We start from the raw sequence: 20,168 nt of genomic DNA, 5'->3' as shown, positions 1-20,168 counted from the left end.
GAGGCTGACTCGTCATACAAGGCCGATGCTATGATCGCGTCATTCGCAGCCGGATCCGCAGCCATGCCCGACCCCGTTCCAAGCCCCGCCAGACGTCGCCCGCATAACCTGGCCACCGACCTGGTCGCTGATCTCAGCCAGCGCATTGCGTCGGGCAGGCTGGCGGCCGGGCAGAAGTTGCCTTCGGAAAACCAGATCGTCCGCGAGCATGGCGTCAGCCGCACCGTGGTGCGGGAGGCTATCTCCAAATTGCAGGCGGCCGGGCTGGTGGAGACGCACCATGGCGTCGGCACTTTTGTATTGGAGCGCAGCGAGTCCACGGGCTTGCATCTGAAGGTCGAGACCGCCTCCGGTGTGCGTGCCATTCTGGAACTGCGCCTGGGCCTGGAAACCCAGGCCGTGGCCCTGGCTGCGCTGCGCCGCACCGATGCGCATCTGGCGGCCATGCGTCAGGCGCTGGATGATTATCAGGAGCTGCTGGCCAACGAAGACAGCTGCGTCGAGGCTGACCGGCGCTTCCATATGCTGATTGCCGAAGCCACTGGCAATGCCTATTTCGTCGAGATCATGCAGCACCTGGGCAGCGGCATTATTCCCCGCAGCCGTATTGCTTCCAGCGAGCGGGCCGGGGTCAACCTGGCGCACCATGCCCAGTTGGCCAACCTCGAGCACGAGGCGCTGCTCAGCGCCATTCGCCGCCAGGACCCGGACGCCGCCCGCGCCGCCATGTGGACCCACCTGAGCAACAGCCGCGAACGGCTGGCGCCTCATGAATAACCAGGCAGGAGCCGCGCATGTTTGCCCTTGATCACGCGTTGGCCCAGGACATCGTCGACCGGGCCATGGCGATTCTGCCGTGCAACGTCAATGTCATGGACTACCTGGGCATCATCATCGGCAGCGGTGATGCCGAGCGCCTGTATACCCGTCACGAAGGTGCGCAACTGGTATTGGCCAACAGTCGGGTGGTGGAAATCGACGAGCAGGCGGCCAAAAGCCTGAATGGCGTGCGCCAGGGCGTGAACCTGCCGCTGATGCTCGACGGCAAGCTGGTGGGAGTGCTGGGTATCACCGGCGAGCCGGAGCAGGTCCGGGTCTATGGCGAACTGGTGCGCATGACTGCGGAAATGCTCATGGAACACCGCCGCCAGCAGGCCAGTGAACAGTGGCGGCAGCAGCGCAGCGAGGACCTGCTGTCGCGGCTGTTACTGGCCGATTGCCCGGACAGTCTGGTGCTGGAAGCCGAACAACTGGGCCTGCAACCGCAGTTGCCGCGTCAGGCGGTGTTGATCCAGTTGCCCGCGCAATCTCAAGCGGGTGGCGCAGTGATGACCTGGCTCAATGGCCGCTATGCCAATAGCTGGTGTGTGATGCGCGAGCCGACGCTGTTGTATTGGTGCCGGGCCGCAGGCCGCGAGCGCGACGATGCATTGCTGCTGGAGCAATTCGACGAACAGGGCTGGGCGGTAGTGCGCATGGCCACGGTGGAACGCTCGGCCGATTTGCCGGGTTTGCGCCAGGCCTGCGCCGCCGCCAGCGACTTGCTCGATTACGCCAGCCATGTGCAGCCCGGCCAGCGTTTGCTGCGCCTGGCGCCGAACCGGCTGGCGGTGCTGTTCTGGCGTTATCGTCATGACCCTCTGGCCGAGGGCTTGACCGAACCGCTCAACCGCCTGCGTGATCACGCCCAGCTACTGGAAACCCTGCGCGGCTGGATCGAATACAGCGGCGAAAGCCAGGCCTGCGCCGAAGCCCTGGGCATCCATCGCAACAGCCTGCGCTATCGTCTGGAAAAGATCGCTGAACTGAGTGGCTGCGATCCTTATCGCACCGATGATCTGCTGCGTCTGTGCCTGGGCCTGCACATGAGCCCGCGCCCGGCCTGAGGCGGGCATTGTTCGAATGACCAAAGCGCCGGGCGGTTCATTGTGCGAAGGGCAGGCGGCAAAGGGTTGAGGCAGTGAGAGTATCTGCGGATAGACAACTGTAGGAAAGAGGCTTGCCCGCGAAGAGACTGGTACATCCGATACAGATTTGATGCCTGACCCATCGCCTTCGCGGGCAAGCCACGCTCCCACAAAGAAATATCGCCAATTCGAATAGTGTTGTTTGAAGAGATATCCCATGAAAATCGTCATCGCCCCCGACTCCTTCAAGGACAGCCTAAGTGCCCAGGCTGTCGCCGATGCCATTGCCACTGGCCTGACGGAGGTCTGGCCCGACGCCGAACTGGTCAAGTGCCCCATGGCCGACGGCGGCGAGGGCACCATCGAAGCGGTGCTGGCGGCCTGTAATGGCCAGTGGCAGAGCAATACCGTCAGCGGTCCGCTGGGCGAGCCGGTTGACGCGCAATGGGGCTGGCTCGAAGACTCACGTACGGCAATCATCGAAATGGCCATGGCCAGCGGCCTGCAATTGCTCAGTCTCGAACAGCGCGACGCCTGTATCAGCAGCACGTTCGGCACCGGTGAGTTGATCCGTGCCGCCTTGGACAAGGGCGCCCGACGGGTCATTCTGGCCATCGGCGGCAGCGCCACCAATGACGCGGGCAGCGGCATGCTTGCAGCGCTGGGAGCAGGTTTCTTCGACGCCAGCGGTCAGAGCCTGGCAGCCGGTGGCCTGGCCCTGGCCGATGCGGCTCGGATTGATCTGTCCGGTTTCGACAAGCGTCTGGCCGATGTGCAGTTCGAAATCGCCGCCGATGTCGATAACCCCTTGTGTGGCCCTAATGGCGCGTCCCATATCTTTGGCCCGCAGAAGGGCGCCTCACCTGAACAGGTGCTGGCACTGGACGCGGCCCTTGGACATTTTGCCGAACTGACGGCGCAGGTACTGGGCAAGGATGTACGCGATCAGCCTGGCAGCGGTGCGGCAGGGGGCATGGGCTTTGCGGCCAAGGCGTATCTGCAGGCGTCGTTTCGTGCGGGTGTCGAAGTAGTGGCCGACTTGAACGGTCTGGCCGAGGCATTGACCGGCGCTGATCTGGTACTGACCGGCGAGGGACGCTTCGATGCCCAGACCCTGCGCGGCAAGACGCCTTTTGGCGTGGCGCGGGTCGCCCGTCGCCAGGGTGTGCCGGTGGTGGTGTTGGCAGGCACCCTGGGCGAAGGTTACGAGCAGTTGTATCAGCACGGCATCAGTGCTGCATTTGCCTTGGCCAGCGGGCCGATGACGCTGGATTTCGCCTGTCGCCATGCGGCGGCATTACTGCATGAGCGGGCACGGGATCTGGCGCGGGTATGGCAGCTGGCAGCCAGGCACTGAGTGGGGAGGGCTGGGCGTTATTGTTGTTGTAGCCGCCCGCTCTGGACTCAGTTGTCGCTGTCGCAACCATTGCCGACGACTTGATAGCGCAGGTTGTGGGACTGGCCGGCGTGGTCGATGTAGCCCAGTTGCACCGGCTTGACGCCGCAGAAATCCATGTCCGGGGTATGGGTGACTTTGGCGATATCCAGATGAGTGGCATAGGTGTAGTTTTCTACCGGCACCTGGTTTTGGGTATTGGCACTGGCGGCAGTGGCAACGGCGCTCAGGGACAGCAGGGTCAGGGCGATCAGGGTGGTTTTCATGGCAGCTTCTCTCGTTACAGGTGGGTTTAACTTCTTGAGCCTGTACGACGAAGCGGGGTGGGGTTTATTCCAACCGCTGCAGAAAATAGATCGAGCGCCTGTTGGAGCGAGGCTTGCGCGCGAACGCCTCGCTGCGGTGTGTCCTATGCATCGCGTTGTCCAGTTCGCGGGCAAGCCTCGCTCCAACGTAGACTGATTTGAGAGATGCCCCCCCATGATCAACCACGCCCACTTCGATCTGCAGTCCCTGCGTGTCTTTCTCCTCGCCGCCGAGCATGGCAGCCTGACCCGTGCCGCCGAGCATGCGGGCATGACCCTGTCGGCGCTGAGCAAGCGCATTGCCGAGCTTGAGCGTGTCACCGATTGCGCGTTGTTTATCCGCTTGCCTCGCGGGCTGGAACTGACCTCGGCGGGGCAGGGCCTGCACCAGCATGCTCGAAGTATTCTCGACGGGGTCAATCGCATGGCCGTGGATGTCGGCGACTACGCCGTGGGCGTGCGTGGGCATGTGAAGGTCTGGGCCAACACCTCGGCGGTGCTGCAATTTTTGCCTGACGACCTGGCGCAGTTTCTCAAGGACAACCCGCAGCTGCGCATCAGCCTGGAGGAGGCCCTGAGCGAGGCGATCATCGAGGCGGTGGGCAGTGGGCGCGCCGATATCGGGGTGTTTGCCGATAACGTGCCGGCGCCGCATCTCGAGACCTTCGCTTATCGCCATGATCAACTGGCCGTGCTGGTGCCTGCCGATCATCCCCTGGCCGGGCTGCCCGGCGTTGCCTTCAGCGACACCCTGGCCTACGACTATGTGGCCCTGAATCAGGGCAGCTCGTTGCTGCGGCTGATCAGCGATGCCGCTCTGCGGGCGGGGCGGGTGCTCAATGTGCGGATCCAGGTCAGCAGCTTCGATGGCATCTGCCGCATGATCGAGGCGGGCCTGGGTATTGGCGTGCTCCCCCACGCTGCCGTGCGCCCCGAGCTGCTGCAGCCTGGCCCGTTCGGCCCTGGCTTGCGTGCGGTTGCGCTGACCGATGATTGGGCCAGGCGTACGTTGTTGCTGGGGGTCAAATCGGTGGCGGGGCTGCAACCGGAGGCGTTGCGGTTGTTCCAGGCCCTGGGTGCCGAATAACCTTTGTGGGACCGGCTTTAGCCGGGAAGGCGGTGGTAATGATTGGCAATATGCGTCGGGTATACGGGCTCTTTCCCGGCTAAAGCCGGTCCCGCCGCTTCTTAGGCTTTCCCTTTGGGAAAGGGTCATGGACGAATAACCGATTTTCAGCAGCCCGCCCAAGGGTGACAATCCTCCCCACGCAAGAACAAACCAATAACGGGGAGCTTATGCAAAAGCCTTTGCAGGGAATCAAGGTCATCGAGTTGGGCCAGCTGATTGCCGGGCCGTTCGCCGCCAAGATGCTGGGCGAGTTCGGTGCCGATGTGATCAAGGTCGAACCACCGGGCAGCGGTGATCCGCTGCGTAAGTGGCGCCTGCTGCATGACGGCACGTCGGTGTGGTGGGCGGTGTCCTCGCGCAACAAGCGCTCGGTGACCCTGGACTTGCGCGAAGCCGAGGCTCAGGAAGTTGCCCGGCGGCTGATTGCCGAGGCCGATGTGCTGATCGAAAACTTCCGCCCCGGCACCCTTGAAGGCTGGGGCATGGACTGGGAGACGCTGCGCGCGCTCAATCCCGGCCTGATCATGCTCAGGGTCTCCGGCTACGGGCAGACCGGCCCTTATCGCGACCGTCCCGGCTTTGGCGTGATCGGCGAAGCCATGGGTGGCCTGCGTCACTTGTCCGGTGAACCGGGGCGCACGCCAGTTCGGGTCGGCGTGTCCATTGGCGATTCGCTGTCGGCATTGCACGGCGTGATCGGCGTGCTCATGGCCCTGCGTCATCGCGAGCAGAACGGCGGTGCCGGGCAGCAGATCGACGTCGCGCTGTACGAATCAGTGTTCAACATGATGGAAAGCCTGATTCCGGAGTACTCGGTGTTCGATGTGGTCCGTGAACCCGCAGGCAGCAGCCTGCCGGGGATTGCCCCGACCAACGCCTACCGCTGCCGCGACGGCCGCTATGCCTTGATCGCCGGCAATGGCGACAGCATCTATCAGCGTTTGATGGCCCTGATCGAGCGCCCTGATCTGGCCGCCGATCCTGCCCTGGCCCATAACGACGGGCGGGTGCGTCAGGTGGAGGTGATCGATGGGGCGATTTCCGCATGGGCCGCCCAGCATGATCTGGACGACGTCCTGGCCCGGCTCACCGAAGCGCGGATTCCGGCGGGCAAGATCTATAACGCCGCCGATATCGCCAGCGATCCCCACTATCGCGCCCGGGACATGCTCCTCGACAGCCATCTGGACGACGGCACGCCCGTCACCCTGCCAGGCATCGTGCCCAAACTCAGCGTCACTCCCGGCAGCGTCGAGCGACCGGCGCCGACCCTGGGCCAGCATACCGACGAAGTTCTCGAAAGCCTGGGTATCGACGCCGAGCGCCGTGCCCAATGGCGTAGTCGCGGCATCATCTGAACAGGAGTCCAGTCAATGAAACGCCTGTATATCCAGGAAGTCGCCACCCGTGACGGTTTCCAGAACGAAGCCCGGTTCATCGACACCGCCGACAAGATCGCCATGGTCGACGCGTTGAGCCAGTGCGGCTACGCCAAGATCGAAGTCACTTCGTTCACCTCGCCCAAGGCCATCCCGGTGTTGCGTGATGCCGAGCAGGTGATGCACGGCATCCAGCGTCATCCCGGCGTCGAGTACACCGTGCTGGTGCCCAATGTGCGCGGTGCCGAGCGGGCCCTGGCCTGTGCCATCGATGAGGCCAATCTGGTGATGTCGGTCAGCGAGAGCCATAACCGTTCGAACCTGCGCATGACCCGTGAACAGTCCTTCGCCCAGTTAAAGGAAGTGGTGCAGGTTGTCGGCCAGGGGCCGGTTGCCATCAATGTGTCGCTGTCCACGGTGTTTGGCTGCCCGATGCAAGGGGATATCGCCAACGATGAAGTGCTGCGCTGGGTTGGCCGTTTTGCCGAACTGGGCGTGCGTGGCGTGACTCTTTGCGACACCACGGGCATGGCCTTTCCGAGCCAGGTCCGGGCGCTGTCGGCGCAGGTTCGCGAGCGCTTCGCGCACCTGCAGACCACCCTGCATTTCCACAATACCCGTGGCATGGCCCTGGCCAACGCACTGGCAGCCATCGAGGCCGGTATCGACCGCTTCGATGCCTCCCTCGGCGGCCTCGGCGGTTGTCCTTATGCGCCGGGAGCCAGCGGTAACGTCTGCACCGAAGACTTGGTGCATATGCTGCAATTGATGGGCTACGACACCGGCATTGACCTCGATCGGGTGCTGGCGGCTGCCGGGCGATTACCGCACCTGATTGGCCATGATGTCCCGAGCCAGATCCTCAAGGCCGGGCGCCGCCTGGACCTGCATCCGGTGCCGGCGCGGGTCATGGAGATGCAACAGCAAGAGTCGCCACTCAAGGAGATCACATCATGATCGATCATCTCGACCACCTGGTCCTCACCGCCGTCAACGCCGATGCCACTGTCGACTTTTATACAAGGGTCATGGGCATGCAGCTGGAAACCTTCGGGGCCGGGCGCATGGCATTCAAGTACGGTAACCAGAAAATCAATCTGCATATCCGCGGTCAGGAATTCGAGCCCAAGGCCCATGTGCCGGTGCCGGGGGCGCTGGACCTGTGTTTCATCGCCTCGATCCCGCTGGACAAGGTCATCGAGCACCTGCATGCCGTTGACTGGCCGATCATCGAAGGCCCCATCATGCGCACCGGCGCCACCGGGCCGATTCGTTCGGTTTATGTACGTGATCCGGACCTTAATCTGATCGAGATTTCCGAGCAGGCCTGAACGGTTATTTGTGTATTAACCGTTTGGGTAATTTTTCTTCGCGCAGGGTCAAGAAGAGAGCAGTCAGGTCGATAGCCTGAAGTTGTAGGACAATTAGAACTGTCCTCGATACTGCCCTTATAACAACGAGACTGCGGCCATGAATGTACGCGCTATGACTATTGCCCGCCGCGCGGGCCTGGGTTTCACCCTTATTTCTCTGCTGGTCGTGCTGCTTGGCTGGTTTGCCATGGTGCAGATGTCGACGATTCGTCAAAGCGAGCTGGCCGTTGAGAGCAACTGGATGCCGAGCATCCGCGTGGTCAACGACATTCGTGAAATCATGCTGCGCATTCGTACGATCTCCCTGCGCATGGCCCTGGATCCGGATCAGAAAAATATCCCCACCTATCGTGGTCAGATGGATGTGCGCAACAAGGACCTGACCGATCGCCTGGCAACCCTGGACAAGTTTGTCGATACCCCTGAAGAGCGCGCCTTGTACGAGCCGTTCCGCGCGACCCTGAATGACTATCAGAAGGGCTTGCAGCAATCGTTTGTCCTTGCCGACCAGGGCAATCGCGATGGCCTGCTCAAGCTGTTGCTGGTGGATATGAAAACCATCGTCGACGGTTCCGGCAAGCAGCTCAACGACTTCAGCGACTACTACGCCAAACAGGTCGAGATCGAGGGCAAGTCGGCCGAAGCGCAGTACGATCACTCGCGCACCATTGTGCTGATTTTCGTCATCATCGCCGGTCTCGGCACCATCGGCCTGGCGCTGTGGCTGACCCGCAGTATCGTGCGCCCACTGGAAGACGCGGTAACGGCGGCCGAGTTTGTCGCCAAGGGCGATCTGACCCAGTCCATCAAGGTTGATGGCAGCGACGAAGTCACCCGCCTGCAACGCGCTCTTGAACAGATGCAGGGCAACCTGCGTTCGGCCATGAGCCATATCGGCAGCTCCGCCACGCAACTGGCGGCGGCGGCCACCGAACTGAATTCGATCACGGAAGACAGCTACCGTGGCCTGCATCAGCAGAACGCCGAAATCGATCAGGCCGCCACGGCGGTCAACGAGATGACTTCGGCGGTCGAAGAAGTGGCACGCAATGCGGTGTCTACATCCGAAGCGTCCAACGACTCCAATGATTCGGCCCAGGCCGGGCAGAAGCGCGTAGTGGAAACCGTGCAGTCGATCCAGACCCTGACCAGCACTGTGCAGTCGACCTCGAACCTGGTGCAGAGCCTGGCCGACCAGTCTCAGGATATCGGCAAGGTGCTGGACGTGATTCGCTCGATTGCTGAGCAGACCAACCTGCTGGCTCTCAACGCGGCCATCGAAGCGGCGCGGGCCGGGGAATCCGGTCGCGGTTTTGCCGTGGTGGCGGATGAAGTGCGGGCTCTGGCTCATCGCACTCAGCAATCGACCCTGGAAATCGACAAGATGGTCTCGGCCATGCGCAGTGGCTCGGCCCAGGCCCTGGAGTCGATGCTGGCCAGCCGCGAACAGGCCGGCTCGACCCTGACCCTGGCTCAGGGGGCAGGGGAGGCACTGGTGTCGATCACGGCATCTATCCAGCAGATATCCGAGCGCAACCTGGTCATCGCCAGCGCCGCCGAAGAGCAAGCCCAGGTGGCCCGGGAAGTGGACCGCAATATCGTCAATATCCGCGACCTGTCGATGCAATCGACCACGGGCGCCAACCAGATCAGTTCGTCCAGCCACGAGTTGTCGCGACTGGCGGCAGAGTTGAGTCAGGTGGTGGCGCGGTTCAGGGTTTGATGTCACTGCGCTTATTTGAATAAGGCGCTTTTTTGTGGGAGCCGATTGTGGGAGCGAATTGTGGGAGCGAATTCATTCGCGAACGAGGTCGGCACAGTCGATACCTTTGCATCGATTGAACTGACCTCTTCGCGGATGAATCCGCTCCCACAGACACTGCAATTCACGCCAATCGGCAGGAACGTTTCAGCCTTGTTCGAGGTCGGCTTGCCGTACCCCCGCCGTGGCGCGCATCATGCGCCACGGCCGCCTGGTCCGGCCGCTGAGACTCGACCATCGATGGAGGCGAAACAGCCCATGGACAATAACAATTACACCTTCAGCAGCTGGTTGCATGCCCCCGGTCATCGGCACTGGCTGGAACAGGAAGGCAATCGCCTGCTGGCCTTCGCCAAGGCAGCCAAACTCCCTCAGGGCTTCGGCAATCTCGACGATCAGGGGCGCCTGCCCGCTGACGCCCACGCCGAAACCATGAACACCGCGCGCATGACTCACAGCTTTGCCATGGCCCATATCCGTGGCATTCCTGGCTGTGCTGCGCTGGTTGACCACGGCATCGCTGCGTTGTCCGGGCCGTTGCGGGATGCTGAGCATGGCGGCTGGTTTTGCGCGCCGTTGGAATACGCCGCTGACACGGGCAAGGCCGCTTATCTGCATGCCTTTGTCGCCCTGGCCGCCAGCTCCGCCGTGGTCGCCGGGCGTCCTGGGGCGCAGGTGCTGCTCAACGATGCCATCCAGATCATTCATAGCCATTTCTGGAGCGAAGAAGAGGGCGCGATGCGCGAATCCTTCGCCCGGGACTGGAGTGGTGAGGAAGCCTATCGCGGCGCTAACAGCAACATGCACAGCACCGAGGCCTTTCTCGCCCTTGCCGATGTCACGGGCGATGCGCGCTGGTTGACGCGGGCGCTGAGCATTGTCGAACGAGTGATTCATGGTCATGCCGTGGCCAACGATTTTCAGGTCATCGAACATTTCAGCCTGGATTGGCAGCCCCTCAAGGATTACAACCTGGAGAACCCGGCGGATGGCTTCCGCCCGTTCGGCACCACGCCGGGCCATGCCTTCGAATGGGCGCGGTTGCTGCTGCACCTCGAAGCGTCGTTGCAGCGCGCGCAAATGCCAGCGCCTTACTGGTTGGTCGAAGATGCCCGTGGTCTGTTCGCCAACGCCTGCCGCTACGGCTGGAACGTCGATGGCAAGCCCGGCATCGTCTACACCCTGGACTGGGAAAATCACCCGGTGGTGCGCCATCGCCTGCACTGGACGCACTGCGAAGCGGCTGCAGCGGCAGCGTCGCTGTTGCAACGCACCGGCGAGCACGTCTATGAGGACTGGTACCGGGTGTTCTGGGAGTTCAACGAGACCCTGTTCATCGACCGTGAACACGGCAGCTGGCGCCATGAGCTGAATCCGGACAACCTGCCCAGCGCTGATATCTGGGGCGGCAAGCCGGATCTCTATCACGCCTATCAGGCGGTGCTGCTGCCGATGCTGCCGCTGGCGCCGAGCCTGGCCAGTGGTCTGGCGTTGGTCTGACAGGGTCTCAGGCAGGTTTGGGGGCGAAACGGATGATCTGCCGCGCCAGGTAACTGCCGCTGATGATCACGCCGAACAGGCGCAGGGTCTGCATGGCCAGCACGAAGCCGACGTCGGAATGGGTGTCGATGGCGATGATTGCCATGGCATCCAGGCCGCCGGGGCTGGTGGCCAGGTACACCGAAAGGAAGTCCTTGCCCATCATCGCCGCCATCACCCAGGCCGACAGGGCGCAGAGCAGGATCAGCACCAGTGAGCCAATGATCATCATCGGCAGGCGGCGCCACACGTAGTCGATGGTGGCGCGGTCGAAGCGCAGGCCGATATAGCCGCCGATGCAGCCATACGCCAGAGCCAGCATCCAGGGCGGCAGGGTGATTTGCAGCAGGCCGCTCAGTTGCAGTGCGCCGCCGATAAACAGCGGGCCAAGCAGCGCACCGGCCGGCAGGCGTGCAGCGATCATTACGCCGCCGACGATCACCGCCAGGCTCAGGCCGAAATTCACCATATTCGCGCCGTGCAGTGACAGGTCGACGCTGTGAGCGACCGTACCGCTACCCGGTGCGCCGATCAGCTTAGCGACAACTGCGCCGACCATTACCACACAGACCACGCGTACATATTGCATGGTCGCCACCACGCGGCCATCAGCGCCGTAGTCTTCGGCCATCGCCACCATGGCCGAGGCCGCACCGGGCGCCGTACCCCAGGCTGCGGTATTGCCGGGAATCCCTGAGTAGCGCACCAGGCCGATACCGACCACGGCGCTGAGCACGATCGTCAGCACTGTGCCCAGCAGCATCACATGCCAGGACTCCAGCGCCGTCACCAGCACGCCCATGCTCATAGAGTGGGCCACCAGCACTCCCACCGTGCCCTGGCCAAGGCGAAAGGCCTGTTTGTGCATGCGGATGGTTGCGCCGCTGACGCCAAAGCCAATAGCCACCAGCATGGGGCCGAGGAACAGTGCAGCGGGGATATGCAGTTGAGCCAGCAGTTGCCCGGCGCAACCGGCCAGGACGATCAGGGCCAGCCATTGCAGGGATGGGTGCAGGGTGGGTAGCGACAGGGTGGCAGCGCGTGGCAAGAAGGTTCTCCCCATTGATAACGGCAGCGTGATGGCGTTTATGGCCGCTAGTATCGACAGCTGAATCGATCAAGTCTATTTTCTAATAGTCATGAATCGATAACTTTGGTTGATCAATTATGGATCTGCGGGATCTGGCTTATTTCGAAACCATTGCTGAACTCGGGCATCTGGGCCGGGCGGCGGAAAAGCTCAATCGCAGCCAGCCAGCGTTGACCAAAAGCATCCAGCGGCTGGAAGAATCCTTCGGCACCAAACTGTTCCAGCGTGATGGTCGCCGCATCAAGCTGACCCCGGTGGGCGAACTGCTTCAGGCCCGGGGCAAGGTGCTGCAACAGAGCATTGCCCAGACTCAGCGCGAGGTGCGGGATTTTGCCAGCGGTACGGTAGGCAATATCCGCGTGGGCTGTGCGGCGACCATGGCCGAGCATCTGCTGCCCAAACTCACCTCGGCATTGCTCCTGCGCGCGCCGGATATCACGCTGAAACTGGTGATCGGTCAGGACGATCTGCTGCGTGAGTCCCTCAACTCCGGGCAATTGGACATGATCATCTGCCAGGTGATTGCCAGCGACGAACAGATCACCAGCTTCAACATTCTCGAAGATGAGGCGGTGGTGGTGGCCAGTCATAAGCATCCGATATTTCAGCAGCCCTATAAAATGCGTGATCTATGCGATTACCGCTGGGTGCTGCCGCCGCTGGGTGTGTCGTCGCGTAAATGGCTGGATGAAGCTTTTGCCCGACAGTCATTGCCAGCGCCTCGGGTGCAGATCGAGGCCAACTCGATTTCCCTGCTGCCGGGGCTGATCGCCCAGACTCACCTGCTGAGCTTTATCGCCCGCGAGACCCTGGAGTTCGGCAAAGTCATGCAGCACCTGCGTGAAGTCGAGCTGCCCCAGACCACCATGAAACGTACCGTCGGCGTCAGCGTGCGCAAGGGCGGCTACCTGTCACCGGCGGCCCAGGGCATGGTGCAGATGCTGCGTGAGGGCAGCGCACAATTTTTCAGTTGGGCCTAAAGCTGACCGTAGCGGCAACTGGCTGGTCTGGGTTAGCCTGTCATTTACGGGCTGAAGCCCGGTTATGGGAAGGACGATAAGGAGACAGCCCTCATGCAGACACATACTGAACTTGAAACCGTGCCTGTTTGGGCTCATGCAGACCACCATTTTGGTGGTGATCAATCGCCGTTGAACGATGCCGACGCCGACGAAGATTTCGATCCGGAAGGCGAACTGGACCTGGATATCCTCGGGCTGGACGAGTTCAGTGACTCGGACAAACTGGATGTCGGTTCGTCGATGTTGGGTTAACCCAGGGTTCCCCTGGTTAATCAGTTGGGAGCGAATTTACTCGCGAATACGGTCGTCAGCTCCGATGATGTTGAAGGTGCCGATGCCTTCGCGGATGAATCCGCTCCCACATCAACTTTCAGGCAGGCGATAGATACTTCGCCAACGCTTCTACCCCTTGCTCCACCGTCGCGCTGCTGCCCGCCCAGGTGCAGGCCAGCATCAGGTTGCGCGGCAAGCCGAAATCTTCCACTTGCATCCCCCAGGCATCGAAACCGTTGGCGTCGTGGGGCACCAGTTCGCGCAAGGAATCGGTTGTCTCGAAGTAGGCCCATACCGGCTTGCCCAGTGCCACCGCCATGCCCACTTCAAAGACGGTGCCTGAATCCGGCTCCAGGCCGCGAAACATATTGAGGTTGGCCAATACGGCTGTGCAGCGGCGCAGCATGGCGATATTCATCCCGCAGATCAGTTCGGCAGTTGCGGCAGCAGGCTGGTCCGTGGGCACCTCATTGTCGAACGGATACAGGCCTTCGAGGCCGTGGCGAGCGCACAGGCTTTTCAGATAACGGCCATGCTCGATGGCGTCCGGGCGAAATACATCGAAGCCGGCCAGATAAATAAGCGCACTCATGACGATCCCTCGACAAAGATGGTGGGGTGATTCTATAGGCTGTCGACCTGCCATTGATCGGCCAATAAGCCGCGCCTGACGATGGGGGGCTGGAATCTGTATGGATAGCCAGTATCCTTGGCGTGTCCGTTTCCTACGCCGTGAACCGTTTCGTGACTACAGATCCCCTGGAAAATCCGCTGTACTACCTGGAAAACTTCCGACAGGCCCTGGATTGGGTCGCGCGCCGCTATGACGACCTGCTGGATGAGCAGGAACGCCGCTTTATCGAAGAGTTTGCCCGCCTGCCCGAACCTAGCCAGGGTTTGCTGGTGCGCATGATCATGCGCAAGGGCACATTGTTCCGCGCCAGCAAACTGGAATACGCCGAGCTGGGCGACACCCTGCTGGCAGTGCAGCCCTTGCTGGCCAATGGCTGGGTCGACGGTCAGGCCGAGATCAGTCTGGAGCAACTGTTCGGACTGTTGCGCAAGGATGAGCTGAGCGTCTGTTTTCGTGAGCAGGGGGTCAAGGCCAGCGAGAAGAAGGCGGCGCTGCTGGCTCGTCTGCAGCCTCAGTATCCATTGACCCGGCCTTGGGCGCAGTGGTATCCCGAGTGCACCGATCCGCTGTTCAGTCTGCAAGTCATGGCAATCAGCGACCGCCTGCGCCTGCTGTATTTCGGCAATCTGTATCAGGACTGGTCGGAGTTCGTCCTCGCCGACCTGGGCGTGTATCGCTACGAAAAGGTCGAATTCTCCCTGGAATCCCGGGGCATCAACGAACGGGCCGATATCGATACCTGCATGCGCCTGCATGCCTGCCGCCAGGCTCTGGAGGAGGGCGCCGAGCTGAGCCTGCTGGCGCAGCATGCCTGTGCCATTGAAAGCCACAATCCCTGGTTGCAAATGCGCCGGGCCAAGCTGCTGTTCCAGCTGGGGCAGCAGGCCGAGCGGCTCAAGGACTGGCCCCAGGCCCTGGAGCTGTATGCCGCTTGCGAGTATCCCGGCGCCCGTTCGCGGCACATTCGCGTGTTGGAGCTCAATGGCGACCATGCCCAAGCCATGGCTTTGGTGGAACTGGTGCGGGCCGAACCGCGCAGCGACGCTGAGTTGCAGCATCTGGTCCGGGTATTGCCACGGCTGCAACGGGCGTTGGGTCTGCCGGTTGAGCGGCGGCGAGCGGTGCGGGACGTCATTCGCCTGGATCTGAGCGTCGTGCCTCAGGCAGACCTGAGTGTCGAGCAGTTGATCCAGTTGCATCTGCACGAGGAGGGCGCGCAGGTACATTACGTCGAGAATGCCCTGATCAACTCGTTGTTTGGCCTGCTGTGCTGGCAGGCGGTGTTCGCGCCGCTGCCGGGGGCGTTCTTTCATCCGTTTCACAGCGGCCCCAGCGACCTCCACAGCCCGGATTTCTATCCACGTCGGGCCGAACTCTTTGACGCCTGCCTGGCACAGTTGGACTCCGAGGCCTACAAGGACACCATCCGCGAGCACTTCGTGAGCAAAGCCGGGCTGCAGTCGCCCTTCGTTTATTGGGGCGTGCTCAGCGCCGAGCTGCTGGAGCAGGCCCTGTACTGCCTGCCCGCCGAGCATCTGCGCCACTGGTTTCGCCGCCTGTTGCTGGATATCAAGGCCAACCGCGCGGGCATGCCGGATCTGATCCAGTTTTTTCCCGAACAGCGCAGTTACCGCATGATCGAGGTCAAGGGGCCGGGGGATCGCCTGCAGGACAACCAGTTGCGCTGGCTGGACTTCTGCGCCGAGCACGGTATGCCGGTGGTGGTGTGCTATGTGCAGTGGCAGGCACTGGAGTCTTAGTTATTTGGCCAAGGGCTCCAGCACTTTGTCCTGATCACCCAGCAGCATGTACACCAAAATCTTCGCTGGTTTGCTGGTGCTGGCGTTTTTTGAAACGTAATGTTTCGAGCCCGCCGGTTCGTACCAGGTCTCGCCCTGCTTATAGGTAATGGCCTTGCCATCATTGACCTGGGAGACCACCTCGCCTTCCAGCACGTAGGCGAAGGTGCTGCCGGTATGGCTATGGGCGATGGAGGCTTGGCCCGGAGCATATTCCACCGTCAACACCATGGCCTTGAGACCCGGAGCATTGAGCATCGGCTGCTGGTCGAGAAGGGTGATCTTTTCGCTCGCGGAGCCTGTGTCATGGGCGTTTGCCCCCCAGCCGGCAAGCAGCGACAGGCTGACAAGGCTGACGGTAATCAAATGACGGGTGTTCATGGGCGCTTACTCGGTTCGTGAAAAGACTCCCTAAAATAAAGGCGCGCCAGCGAGCGTTACACCGCCAATACCTGGAAAGACTGCTAGACCAATCCCTTTTAATACCACCCCTTATCATTCGCTTTTAGAGCCATCCAACCTCTGGATCGGTGCAAAAAAGCGGGTAACCAAGGGAGCGCGGGGGAGAGGCTGGCTAAGCGCCAGTAACGCGATGATGGCGTTTTGATGTATTCGGTGGATGATCATAATTTATTGTTTTAAATAGAAAATTTTATTTATCCAAAGAGAGCCTAGGGTAGGAAATCGGCTACAAAAAACCTCGATTTCAGCCGCGAACGAGAGACTGTCATTAAACAGCAACATTTCAGGTTTTAAATCCGCCTCGGGCCTTCTTAAGTGTGGACCACCCACAAACTCTCTTGGATTGAGGTATCACCGTGATTCTGTTGACTAAAAAACGTTTGTCGCTGCTTCTGGCTTCGATGTGCCTGAGCGGCATGGCACACGCGACTGATGTTACAGGCGCTGGTTCGAGTTTCGTTTTCCCGGTTATTTCCAAGTGGTCCCAGGACTACAGCAAGGATTCCGCCAATCGCATCAACTACCAGTCCATCGGTTCGGGCGGTGGTATCGCTCAAATCAAGGCCGCTACCGTTGACTTCGGCGCTTCCGACGCTCCTCTGTCGGCTGACGATCTGAAAGCCGCTGGCCTGGGTCAATTCCCAAGCGTCATCGGCGGTATCGTTCCAGTGGTTAACCTGGAAGGCATCGACGCAAACGCTCTGAAACTGAGCGGCAAGGTTCTGGCTGATATCTTCCAGGGCAAGATCACCAAGTGGAACGATCCAGCGATCGTCGCACTGAACTCGGGCGTGAAACTGCCTGAAACCGCTATCACCGTCGTTCACCGTTCGGACGGCTCGGGTACTTCGTTCAACTTCACCAGTTTCCTGAGCAAAGTCAGCGAAGACTGGAAAGGCGGTCCGGGTACTGGTTCGGCTGTTCAATGGCCAGTGGGCGTGGGCGGCAAGGGTAACGAAGGTGTATCTGCCTACGTAAAACAGATCAAGGGTTCGATCGGCTACGTTGAGTACTCCTACGCAACTCAGAACAAAATCGCTTACACCCAACTGCAGAACGCTGCTGGCAAGTTCATCAAACCAGACGCCAAGGCTTTCGCCGCAGCTGCTGACAGCGCCAAGTGGGAAGATGCCAAAGACTTCAACCTGATCATGACCAACGCTCCAGGTGATGCTGCATGGCCAATCACCGCCACCACCTGGATCATCATGTACAAAGAACCGAAGAACGCCGAGAAAAGCGCTGCTGCTTTCGACTTCTTCAAATGGTCCCTGGAAAAAGGCCAGTCTCAGGCTGAAGCGCTGGAATACGTAGCGCTGCCTAAGTCGCTGGTCAGCAAGATCGAAGACTACTGGAAAACCGAGTTCAAGAAGTAACTTCAGGTAATCCGGCTTAACCCCTGCCATCGACCACTCGATGGCAGGGTTTCTTTTCGAGTGGACCCCACCATGACTGAAAACACCCAATATATGTCTGCTGTCGTCCCTGACGTTATATCCGAAAGCGAGAAACGCGCAGCACGCGATCATCGTCACGACGCCTGGTTTCGTCGAACGATGCTGGGCGCGGCGCTGTTGGTGCTGGTCCTGCTGGCGAGTATCGCAGGTTCCACACTCTGGGGCGGTGCCCTGGCGTTCAAGACCTTTGGCTTCGAATTTCTTACCAGTACCGAGTGGGATGCAGTCAACGGCCATTTTGGCGCGTTGGTCCCGATCTACGGCACCCTGGTGACATCCTTTCTCGCGCTGCTGATCGCCGTACCGGTGAGTTTCGGCATCGCAGTTTTCCTGACCGAAGTGGCGCCGCCATGGTTGCGGATGCCGATTGCCTCCGCCGTCGAATTGCTGGCGGGTATTCCTTCGATCATCTATGGCATGTGGGGCCTGTTCGTATTCGGCCCGTTCATGGCTGAACATTTGGCCCCATGGATCAATGATTACCTGGGCGCCTTGCCGCTGATCGGTCCGATTTTCCAGGGTCCGCCTCTGGGTATCGGCATGCTGACCGCCGGTATCGTGCTGGCGATCATGATCACCCCGTTCATTACTTCGGTCATGACTGAAGTGTTCCGCAGCGTACCGACCACCCTCAAGGAGTCGGCCTACGCGCTGGGTGGTACGACCTGGGAAGTGGTCTGGGATATCGTCCTGCCTTATACCCGTTCGGCAGTCGTCGGCGGCGTGTTCCTTGGTCTCGGCCGGGCACTGGGTGAGACCATGGCGGTGACCTTCGTTCTCGGTAACGCCCACCAGTTCTCCGCATCGCTGATGATGCCGAGCAGCTCGATCGCTTCGGTAATCGCCAACGAGTTCAGTGAGGCCTACACCGACCTGCATCGCTCGTCGCTGATTGCCCTGGGCTTCCTGCTGTTCGTGGTTACCTTCATCGTTCTGGCGATCGCCCGCCTGATGCTGTCTCGTCTATCGCGCAAGGAGGGGCTATGACTAAGGCCGCTAACGAAAATCTGTACCGCAAGCGGGACATCAAGAACAAAGTCGCGATGGTCCTCAGTTGCGGCGCCACGGTGTTTGGTCTGTTGTGGCTGGTGTGGATCCTGCTGACCACCATCATCAATGGCTTCGCGGCGCTCAATGCCCGCCTGTTCCTTGAGATGACCCCGCCACCGGGTTCCTCCGGTGGTCTGGCCAACGCCTTCTACGGCAGCTTCCTGATGTCCGGTATCGGCCTGTTGATCGGTACGCCGATTGGTCTGATGGCGGGTATCTGGCTGGCCGAGTTCGCTCGCCACACCAAGTTGGGCAACGCCGTACGCTTCGTCAACGACATCCTGCTGTCGGCCCCGTCGATTGTCCTGGGTCTGTTCGTTTACACCGCGGTGATCCTGCCGCTCAACGCCATCACCAATCACCAGGTCGGCTTCTCGGCAATTGCCGGTGCTCTGGCCCTGGCGCTGCTGGTGATCCCGGTCGTGGTCCGCACCACTGATGAAATGCTGCAACTGCAACCGACCACCATGCGTGAAGCTGCGCTGGCGCTGGGCGTACCGCAGTGGAAGCTGACCCTGCAGATCGTTCTGCGCGCCGCCAAGGCCGGTGTTGTAACCGGTGTGCTGCTGGCTCTGGCCCGTATCACCGGCGAAACCGCACCTCTGTTGTTTACCGCATTCGGCAACCAGTTCTGGAGCAGCGACATGCTCAAGCCGATCGCCAGCGTTCCAGTGGTGATCTTCCAGTACGCCATGAGCCCGTTCGATGACTGGCACTCCCTGGCCTGGGCCGGTGCACTGATCCTGACGCTGTTCGTACTGATTCTGAGTCTGAGTTCCCGTTTACTCCTTTTGCGCAATAGGGCGTCCTGATGAATAACCTTTCCCTTGCCGACGAAAAAACCAAGATTCAGGTACGCGGCCTGGACTTCTTCTACAACGGTGTTCGCTCACTGAAATCGGTCGACATGACCATTCCCGAGAAACGCATCACCGCGATCATCGGCCCATCGGGTTGCGGCAAGTCGACCCTGCTGCGCGTGTTCAACCGTATCTACTCGATGTACCCGAAGCAGGAAGCCAAGGGCGAAGTGATTCTGAACGGCGAAAACATCCTGGCCCCTAACTACTCGATGAACCGCCTGCGCAGCCACGTCGGCATGGTGTTCCAGAAGCCGGTGCCGTTCCCGATGTCGATCTACGACAACATCTCTTACGCGGTGAAACACCACGAAAAACTCTCCCGTCGCGAGATGGAAGAGCGTGTGGAAGAGGCCCTGCGGGGTGCTGCGCTGTGGGATGAAGTCAAGGACAAGCTCAAGCAGAGCGCCCAGAGCTTGTCCGGTGGTCAGCAGCAGCGTCTGTGCATCGCCCGCACCATCGCCCTGCGTCCACAAGTGTTGCTGCTGGATGAGCCGACTTCGGCACTCGACCCGATCTCTACCGGTCGTATCGAACAGCTGATCACCGAGCTCAAAGAGCAGTTCACCGTGGTCATCGTGACCCACAACATGCAACAGGCGGCGCGCTGCTCGGATTACACCGCGTTCATGTTCATGGGCGAACTGATCGAACACGGCGACACCGACACCATCTTCACCAAGCCGTCGAAAACCCAGACCGAAGACTACATCACCGGTCGTTTCGGCTAA

General features: G+C 60.8%; 20 protein-coding genes and 1 pseudogene. 17 read left to right on the top strand and 4 right to left on the bottom strand.

The features are described 5' to 3' along the window. Positions 1-63 precede the first annotated feature (63 nt). The 3 genes from M2401_RS29295 to M2401_RS29285 all read left to right on the top strand — a co-directional run bounded on the left by M2401_RS29295 (position 64) and on the right by M2401_RS29285 (position 3,264). The gene (locus M2401_RS29295; RefSeq protein ID WP_259109221.1) at positions 64-777 is read left to right on the top strand and encodes a FadR/GntR family transcriptional regulator; all 714 of its coding nucleotides are present in this window, start codon (positions 64-66) and stop codon (positions 775-777) included. A gap of 17 nt (positions 778-794) precedes the next feature. Continuing rightward, entirely contained in the window at positions 795-1,886 is a 1,092-nt protein-coding gene (locus M2401_RS29290) for a sugar diacid recognition domain-containing protein (RefSeq protein ID WP_259109219.1), read from the top strand. 238 nt (positions 1,887-2,124) lie between these two features. Beyond that, entirely contained in the window at positions 2,125-3,264 is a 1,140-nt protein-coding gene (locus M2401_RS29285; RefSeq protein WP_259109217.1) for a glycerate kinase, read from the top strand. Positions 3,265-3,311: 47 nt separating this feature from the next. Here M2401_RS29285 and M2401_RS29280 read toward each other — a convergent pair whose 3' ends face one another. Beyond that, a complete protein-coding gene (locus tag M2401_RS29280; protein WP_259109215.1) occupies positions 3,312-3,569 on the bottom strand; it encodes a DUF2790 domain-containing protein in 258 nt (85 codons plus the stop codon). Between the two features lie 214 nt (positions 3,570-3,783). Here M2401_RS29280 and M2401_RS29275 point away from each other — a divergent pair, with 214 nt between their 5' ends. From M2401_RS29275 to M2401_RS29250, 7 genes and pseudogenes are all read left to right on the top strand, one after another. Beyond that, complete coding sequence (locus tag M2401_RS29275; protein WP_259109213.1) at positions 3,784-4,695, top strand: LysR family transcriptional regulator; 912 nt, start codon at positions 3,784-3,786, stop codon at positions 4,693-4,695. A 209-nt stretch (positions 4,696-4,904) separates the two neighbouring features. Then, positions 4,905-6,095: a CaiB/BaiF CoA-transferase family protein gene (locus M2401_RS29270; RefSeq protein ID WP_259109211.1), complete on the top strand. Its 1,191-nt coding sequence runs from the start codon at positions 4,905-4,907 to the stop codon at positions 6,093-6,095. A 15-nt stretch (positions 6,096-6,110) separates the two neighbouring features. After that, positions 6,111-7,073 carry a hydroxymethylglutaryl-CoA lyase gene (locus M2401_RS29265; RefSeq protein WP_259109209.1) on the top strand — a complete coding sequence of 321 codons (963 nt, stop codon included), beginning with the start codon at positions 6,111-6,113 and terminating at the stop codon, positions 7,071-7,073. Next, positions 7,070-7,447, top strand: a complete 378-nt coding sequence (locus tag M2401_RS29260; RefSeq protein WP_259109207.1) for a VOC family protein — start codon at positions 7,070-7,072, stop codon at positions 7,445-7,447. The genes M2401_RS29265 and M2401_RS29260 overlap by 4 nt, the downstream gene beginning before the upstream one ends. Positions 7,448-7,586: 139 nt before the next feature. Continuing rightward, a pseudogene (locus M2401_RS34830) lies at positions 7,587-8,354 on the top strand (MCP four helix bundle domain-containing protein); the annotation flags it as partial. Then, a complete protein-coding gene (locus M2401_RS34825) occupies positions 8,349-9,212 on the top strand; it encodes a methyl-accepting chemotaxis protein (protein ID WP_409034005.1) in 864 nt (287 codons plus the stop codon). The pseudogene M2401_RS34830 and the gene M2401_RS34825, both read left to right, overlap by 6 nt. A gap of 297 nt (positions 9,213-9,509) precedes the next feature. Next, the gene (locus M2401_RS29250; RefSeq protein ID WP_259109204.1) at positions 9,510-10,751 is read left to right on the top strand and encodes an AGE family epimerase/isomerase; all 1,242 of its coding nucleotides are present in this window, start codon (positions 9,510-9,512) and stop codon (positions 10,749-10,751) included. 7 nt (positions 10,752-10,758) lie between these two features. Here M2401_RS29250 and M2401_RS29245 read toward each other — a convergent pair whose 3' ends face one another. After that, positions 10,759-11,853: an AbrB family transcriptional regulator gene (locus tag M2401_RS29245; RefSeq protein WP_409034004.1), complete on the bottom strand. Its 1,095-nt coding sequence runs from the start codon at positions 11,851-11,853 to the stop codon at positions 10,759-10,761. A gap of 104 nt (positions 11,854-11,957) precedes the next feature. On the opposite strand from M2401_RS29245, the gene M2401_RS29240 reads away from it, so the two are divergent. Next, complete coding sequence (locus M2401_RS29240) at positions 11,958-12,860, top strand: LysR family transcriptional regulator (RefSeq protein WP_259109200.1); 903 nt, start codon at positions 11,958-11,960, stop codon at positions 12,858-12,860. Positions 12,861-12,953: 93 nt separating this feature from the next. Continuing rightward, entirely contained in the window at positions 12,954-13,154 is a 201-nt protein-coding gene (locus tag M2401_RS29235; RefSeq protein ID WP_259109198.1) for a hypothetical protein, read from the top strand. 118 nt (positions 13,155-13,272) lie between these two features. On the opposite strand, the gene M2401_RS29230 is transcribed toward M2401_RS29235, so the two are convergent. After that, complete coding sequence (locus M2401_RS29230) at positions 13,273-13,767, bottom strand: nucleoside 2-deoxyribosyltransferase (protein WP_259109196.1); 495 nt, start codon at positions 13,765-13,767, stop codon at positions 13,273-13,275. A 152-nt stretch (positions 13,768-13,919) separates the two neighbouring features. Here M2401_RS29230 and M2401_RS29225 point away from each other — a divergent pair, with 152 nt between their 5' ends. Further along, entirely contained in the window at positions 13,920-15,569 is a 1,650-nt protein-coding gene (locus tag M2401_RS29225) for a VRR-NUC domain-containing protein (RefSeq protein WP_259109194.1), read from the top strand. On the opposite strand, the gene M2401_RS29220 is transcribed toward M2401_RS29225, so the two are convergent. Then, on the bottom strand, positions 15,570-15,989 hold the full coding sequence (locus tag M2401_RS29220; protein ID WP_259109192.1) for a cupin domain-containing protein: 420 nt from the start codon (positions 15,987-15,989) through the stop codon (positions 15,570-15,572). It abuts the gene before it with no gap. 437 nt (positions 15,990-16,426) lie between these two features. Between M2401_RS29220 and pstS the strand changes: the two genes are divergently transcribed. The 4 genes from pstS (at position 16,427) to pstB (ending at position 20,168) form a co-directional block, all read left to right on the top strand. After that, positions 16,427-17,446 (top strand): phosphate ABC transporter substrate-binding protein PstS, encoded by a 1,020-nt coding sequence (pstS, locus tag M2401_RS29215; protein WP_259109190.1) that lies wholly within the window; start codon positions 16,427-16,429, stop codon positions 17,444-17,446. 72 nt (positions 17,447-17,518) lie between these two features. After that, on the top strand, positions 17,519-18,514 hold the full coding sequence (gene pstC, locus M2401_RS29210) for a phosphate ABC transporter permease subunit PstC (protein ID WP_259109188.1): 996 nt from the start codon (positions 17,519-17,521) through the stop codon (positions 18,512-18,514). Beyond that, complete coding sequence (gene pstA, locus M2401_RS29205) at positions 18,511-19,389, top strand: phosphate ABC transporter permease PstA (RefSeq protein WP_259109187.1); 879 nt, start codon at positions 18,511-18,513, stop codon at positions 19,387-19,389. The genes pstC and pstA overlap by 4 nt, the downstream gene beginning before the upstream one ends. Then, on the top strand, positions 19,389-20,168 hold the full coding sequence (pstB, locus tag M2401_RS29200) for a phosphate ABC transporter ATP-binding protein PstB (RefSeq protein WP_259109185.1): 780 nt from the start codon (positions 19,389-19,391) through the stop codon (positions 20,166-20,168). The genes pstA and pstB overlap by 1 nt, the downstream gene beginning before the upstream one ends.

Source organism: Pseudomonas sp. JUb42 (assembly GCF_024807945.1).
Taxonomy (GTDB): domain Bacteria; phylum Pseudomonadota; class Gammaproteobacteria; order Pseudomonadales; family Pseudomonadaceae; genus Aquipseudomonas.
The sequence above is the reverse complement of the archived record's forward strand: the minus strand, read 5'-3'. Positions and strand labels throughout refer to the sequence as shown.

Excerpts from the sequence above, each read along its gene's own strand:
- M2401_RS29295 (WP_259109221.1), top strand. The coding sequence starts at position 64 with ATGCCCGACCCCGTTCCAAGCCCCGCCAGACGTCGCCCGCATAACCTG.
- M2401_RS29290 (WP_259109219.1), top strand. The coding sequence starts at position 795 with ATGTTTGCCCTTGATCACGCGTTGGCCCAGGACATCGTCGACCGGGCC.
- M2401_RS29285 (WP_259109217.1), top strand. The coding sequence starts at position 2,125 with ATGAAAATCGTCATCGCCCCCGACTCCTTCAAGGACAGCCTAAGTGCC.
- M2401_RS29280 (WP_259109215.1), bottom strand. The coding sequence starts at position 3,569 with ATGAAAACCACCCTGATCGCCCTGACCCTGCTGTCCCTGAGCGCCGTT.
- M2401_RS29275 (WP_259109213.1), top strand. The coding sequence starts at position 3,784 with ATGATCAACCACGCCCACTTCGATCTGCAGTCCCTGCGTGTCTTTCTC.
- M2401_RS29270 (WP_259109211.1), top strand. The coding sequence starts at position 4,905 with ATGCAAAAGCCTTTGCAGGGAATCAAGGTCATCGAGTTGGGCCAGCTG.
- M2401_RS29265 (WP_259109209.1), top strand. The coding sequence starts at position 6,111 with ATGAAACGCCTGTATATCCAGGAAGTCGCCACCCGTGACGGTTTCCAG.
- M2401_RS29260 (WP_259109207.1), top strand. The coding sequence starts at position 7,070 with ATGATCGATCATCTCGACCACCTGGTCCTCACCGCCGTCAACGCCGAT.
- M2401_RS34825 (WP_409034005.1), top strand. The coding sequence starts at position 8,349 with ATGCAGGGCAACCTGCGTTCGGCCATGAGCCATATCGGCAGCTCCGCC.
- M2401_RS29250 (WP_259109204.1), top strand. The coding sequence starts at position 9,510 with ATGGACAATAACAATTACACCTTCAGCAGCTGGTTGCATGCCCCCGGT.
- M2401_RS29245 (WP_409034004.1), bottom strand. The coding sequence starts at position 11,853 with ATGGGGAGAACCTTCTTGCCACGCGCTGCCACCCTGTCGCTACCCACC.
- M2401_RS29240 (WP_259109200.1), top strand. The coding sequence starts at position 11,958 with ATGGATCTGCGGGATCTGGCTTATTTCGAAACCATTGCTGAACTCGGG.
- M2401_RS29235 (WP_259109198.1), top strand. The coding sequence starts at position 12,954 with ATGCAGACACATACTGAACTTGAAACCGTGCCTGTTTGGGCTCATGCA.
- M2401_RS29230 (WP_259109196.1), bottom strand. The coding sequence starts at position 13,767 with ATGAGTGCGCTTATTTATCTGGCCGGCTTCGATGTATTTCGCCCGGAC.
- M2401_RS29220 (WP_259109192.1), bottom strand. The coding sequence starts at position 15,989 with ATGAACACCCGTCATTTGATTACCGTCAGCCTTGTCAGCCTGTCGCTG.
- pstC (WP_259109188.1), top strand. The coding sequence starts at position 17,519 with ATGACTGAAAACACCCAATATATGTCTGCTGTCGTCCCTGACGTTATA.
- pstA (WP_259109187.1), top strand. The coding sequence starts at position 18,511 with ATGACTAAGGCCGCTAACGAAAATCTGTACCGCAAGCGGGACATCAAG.
- pstB (WP_259109185.1), top strand. The coding sequence starts at position 19,389 with ATGAATAACCTTTCCCTTGCCGACGAAAAAACCAAGATTCAGGTACGC.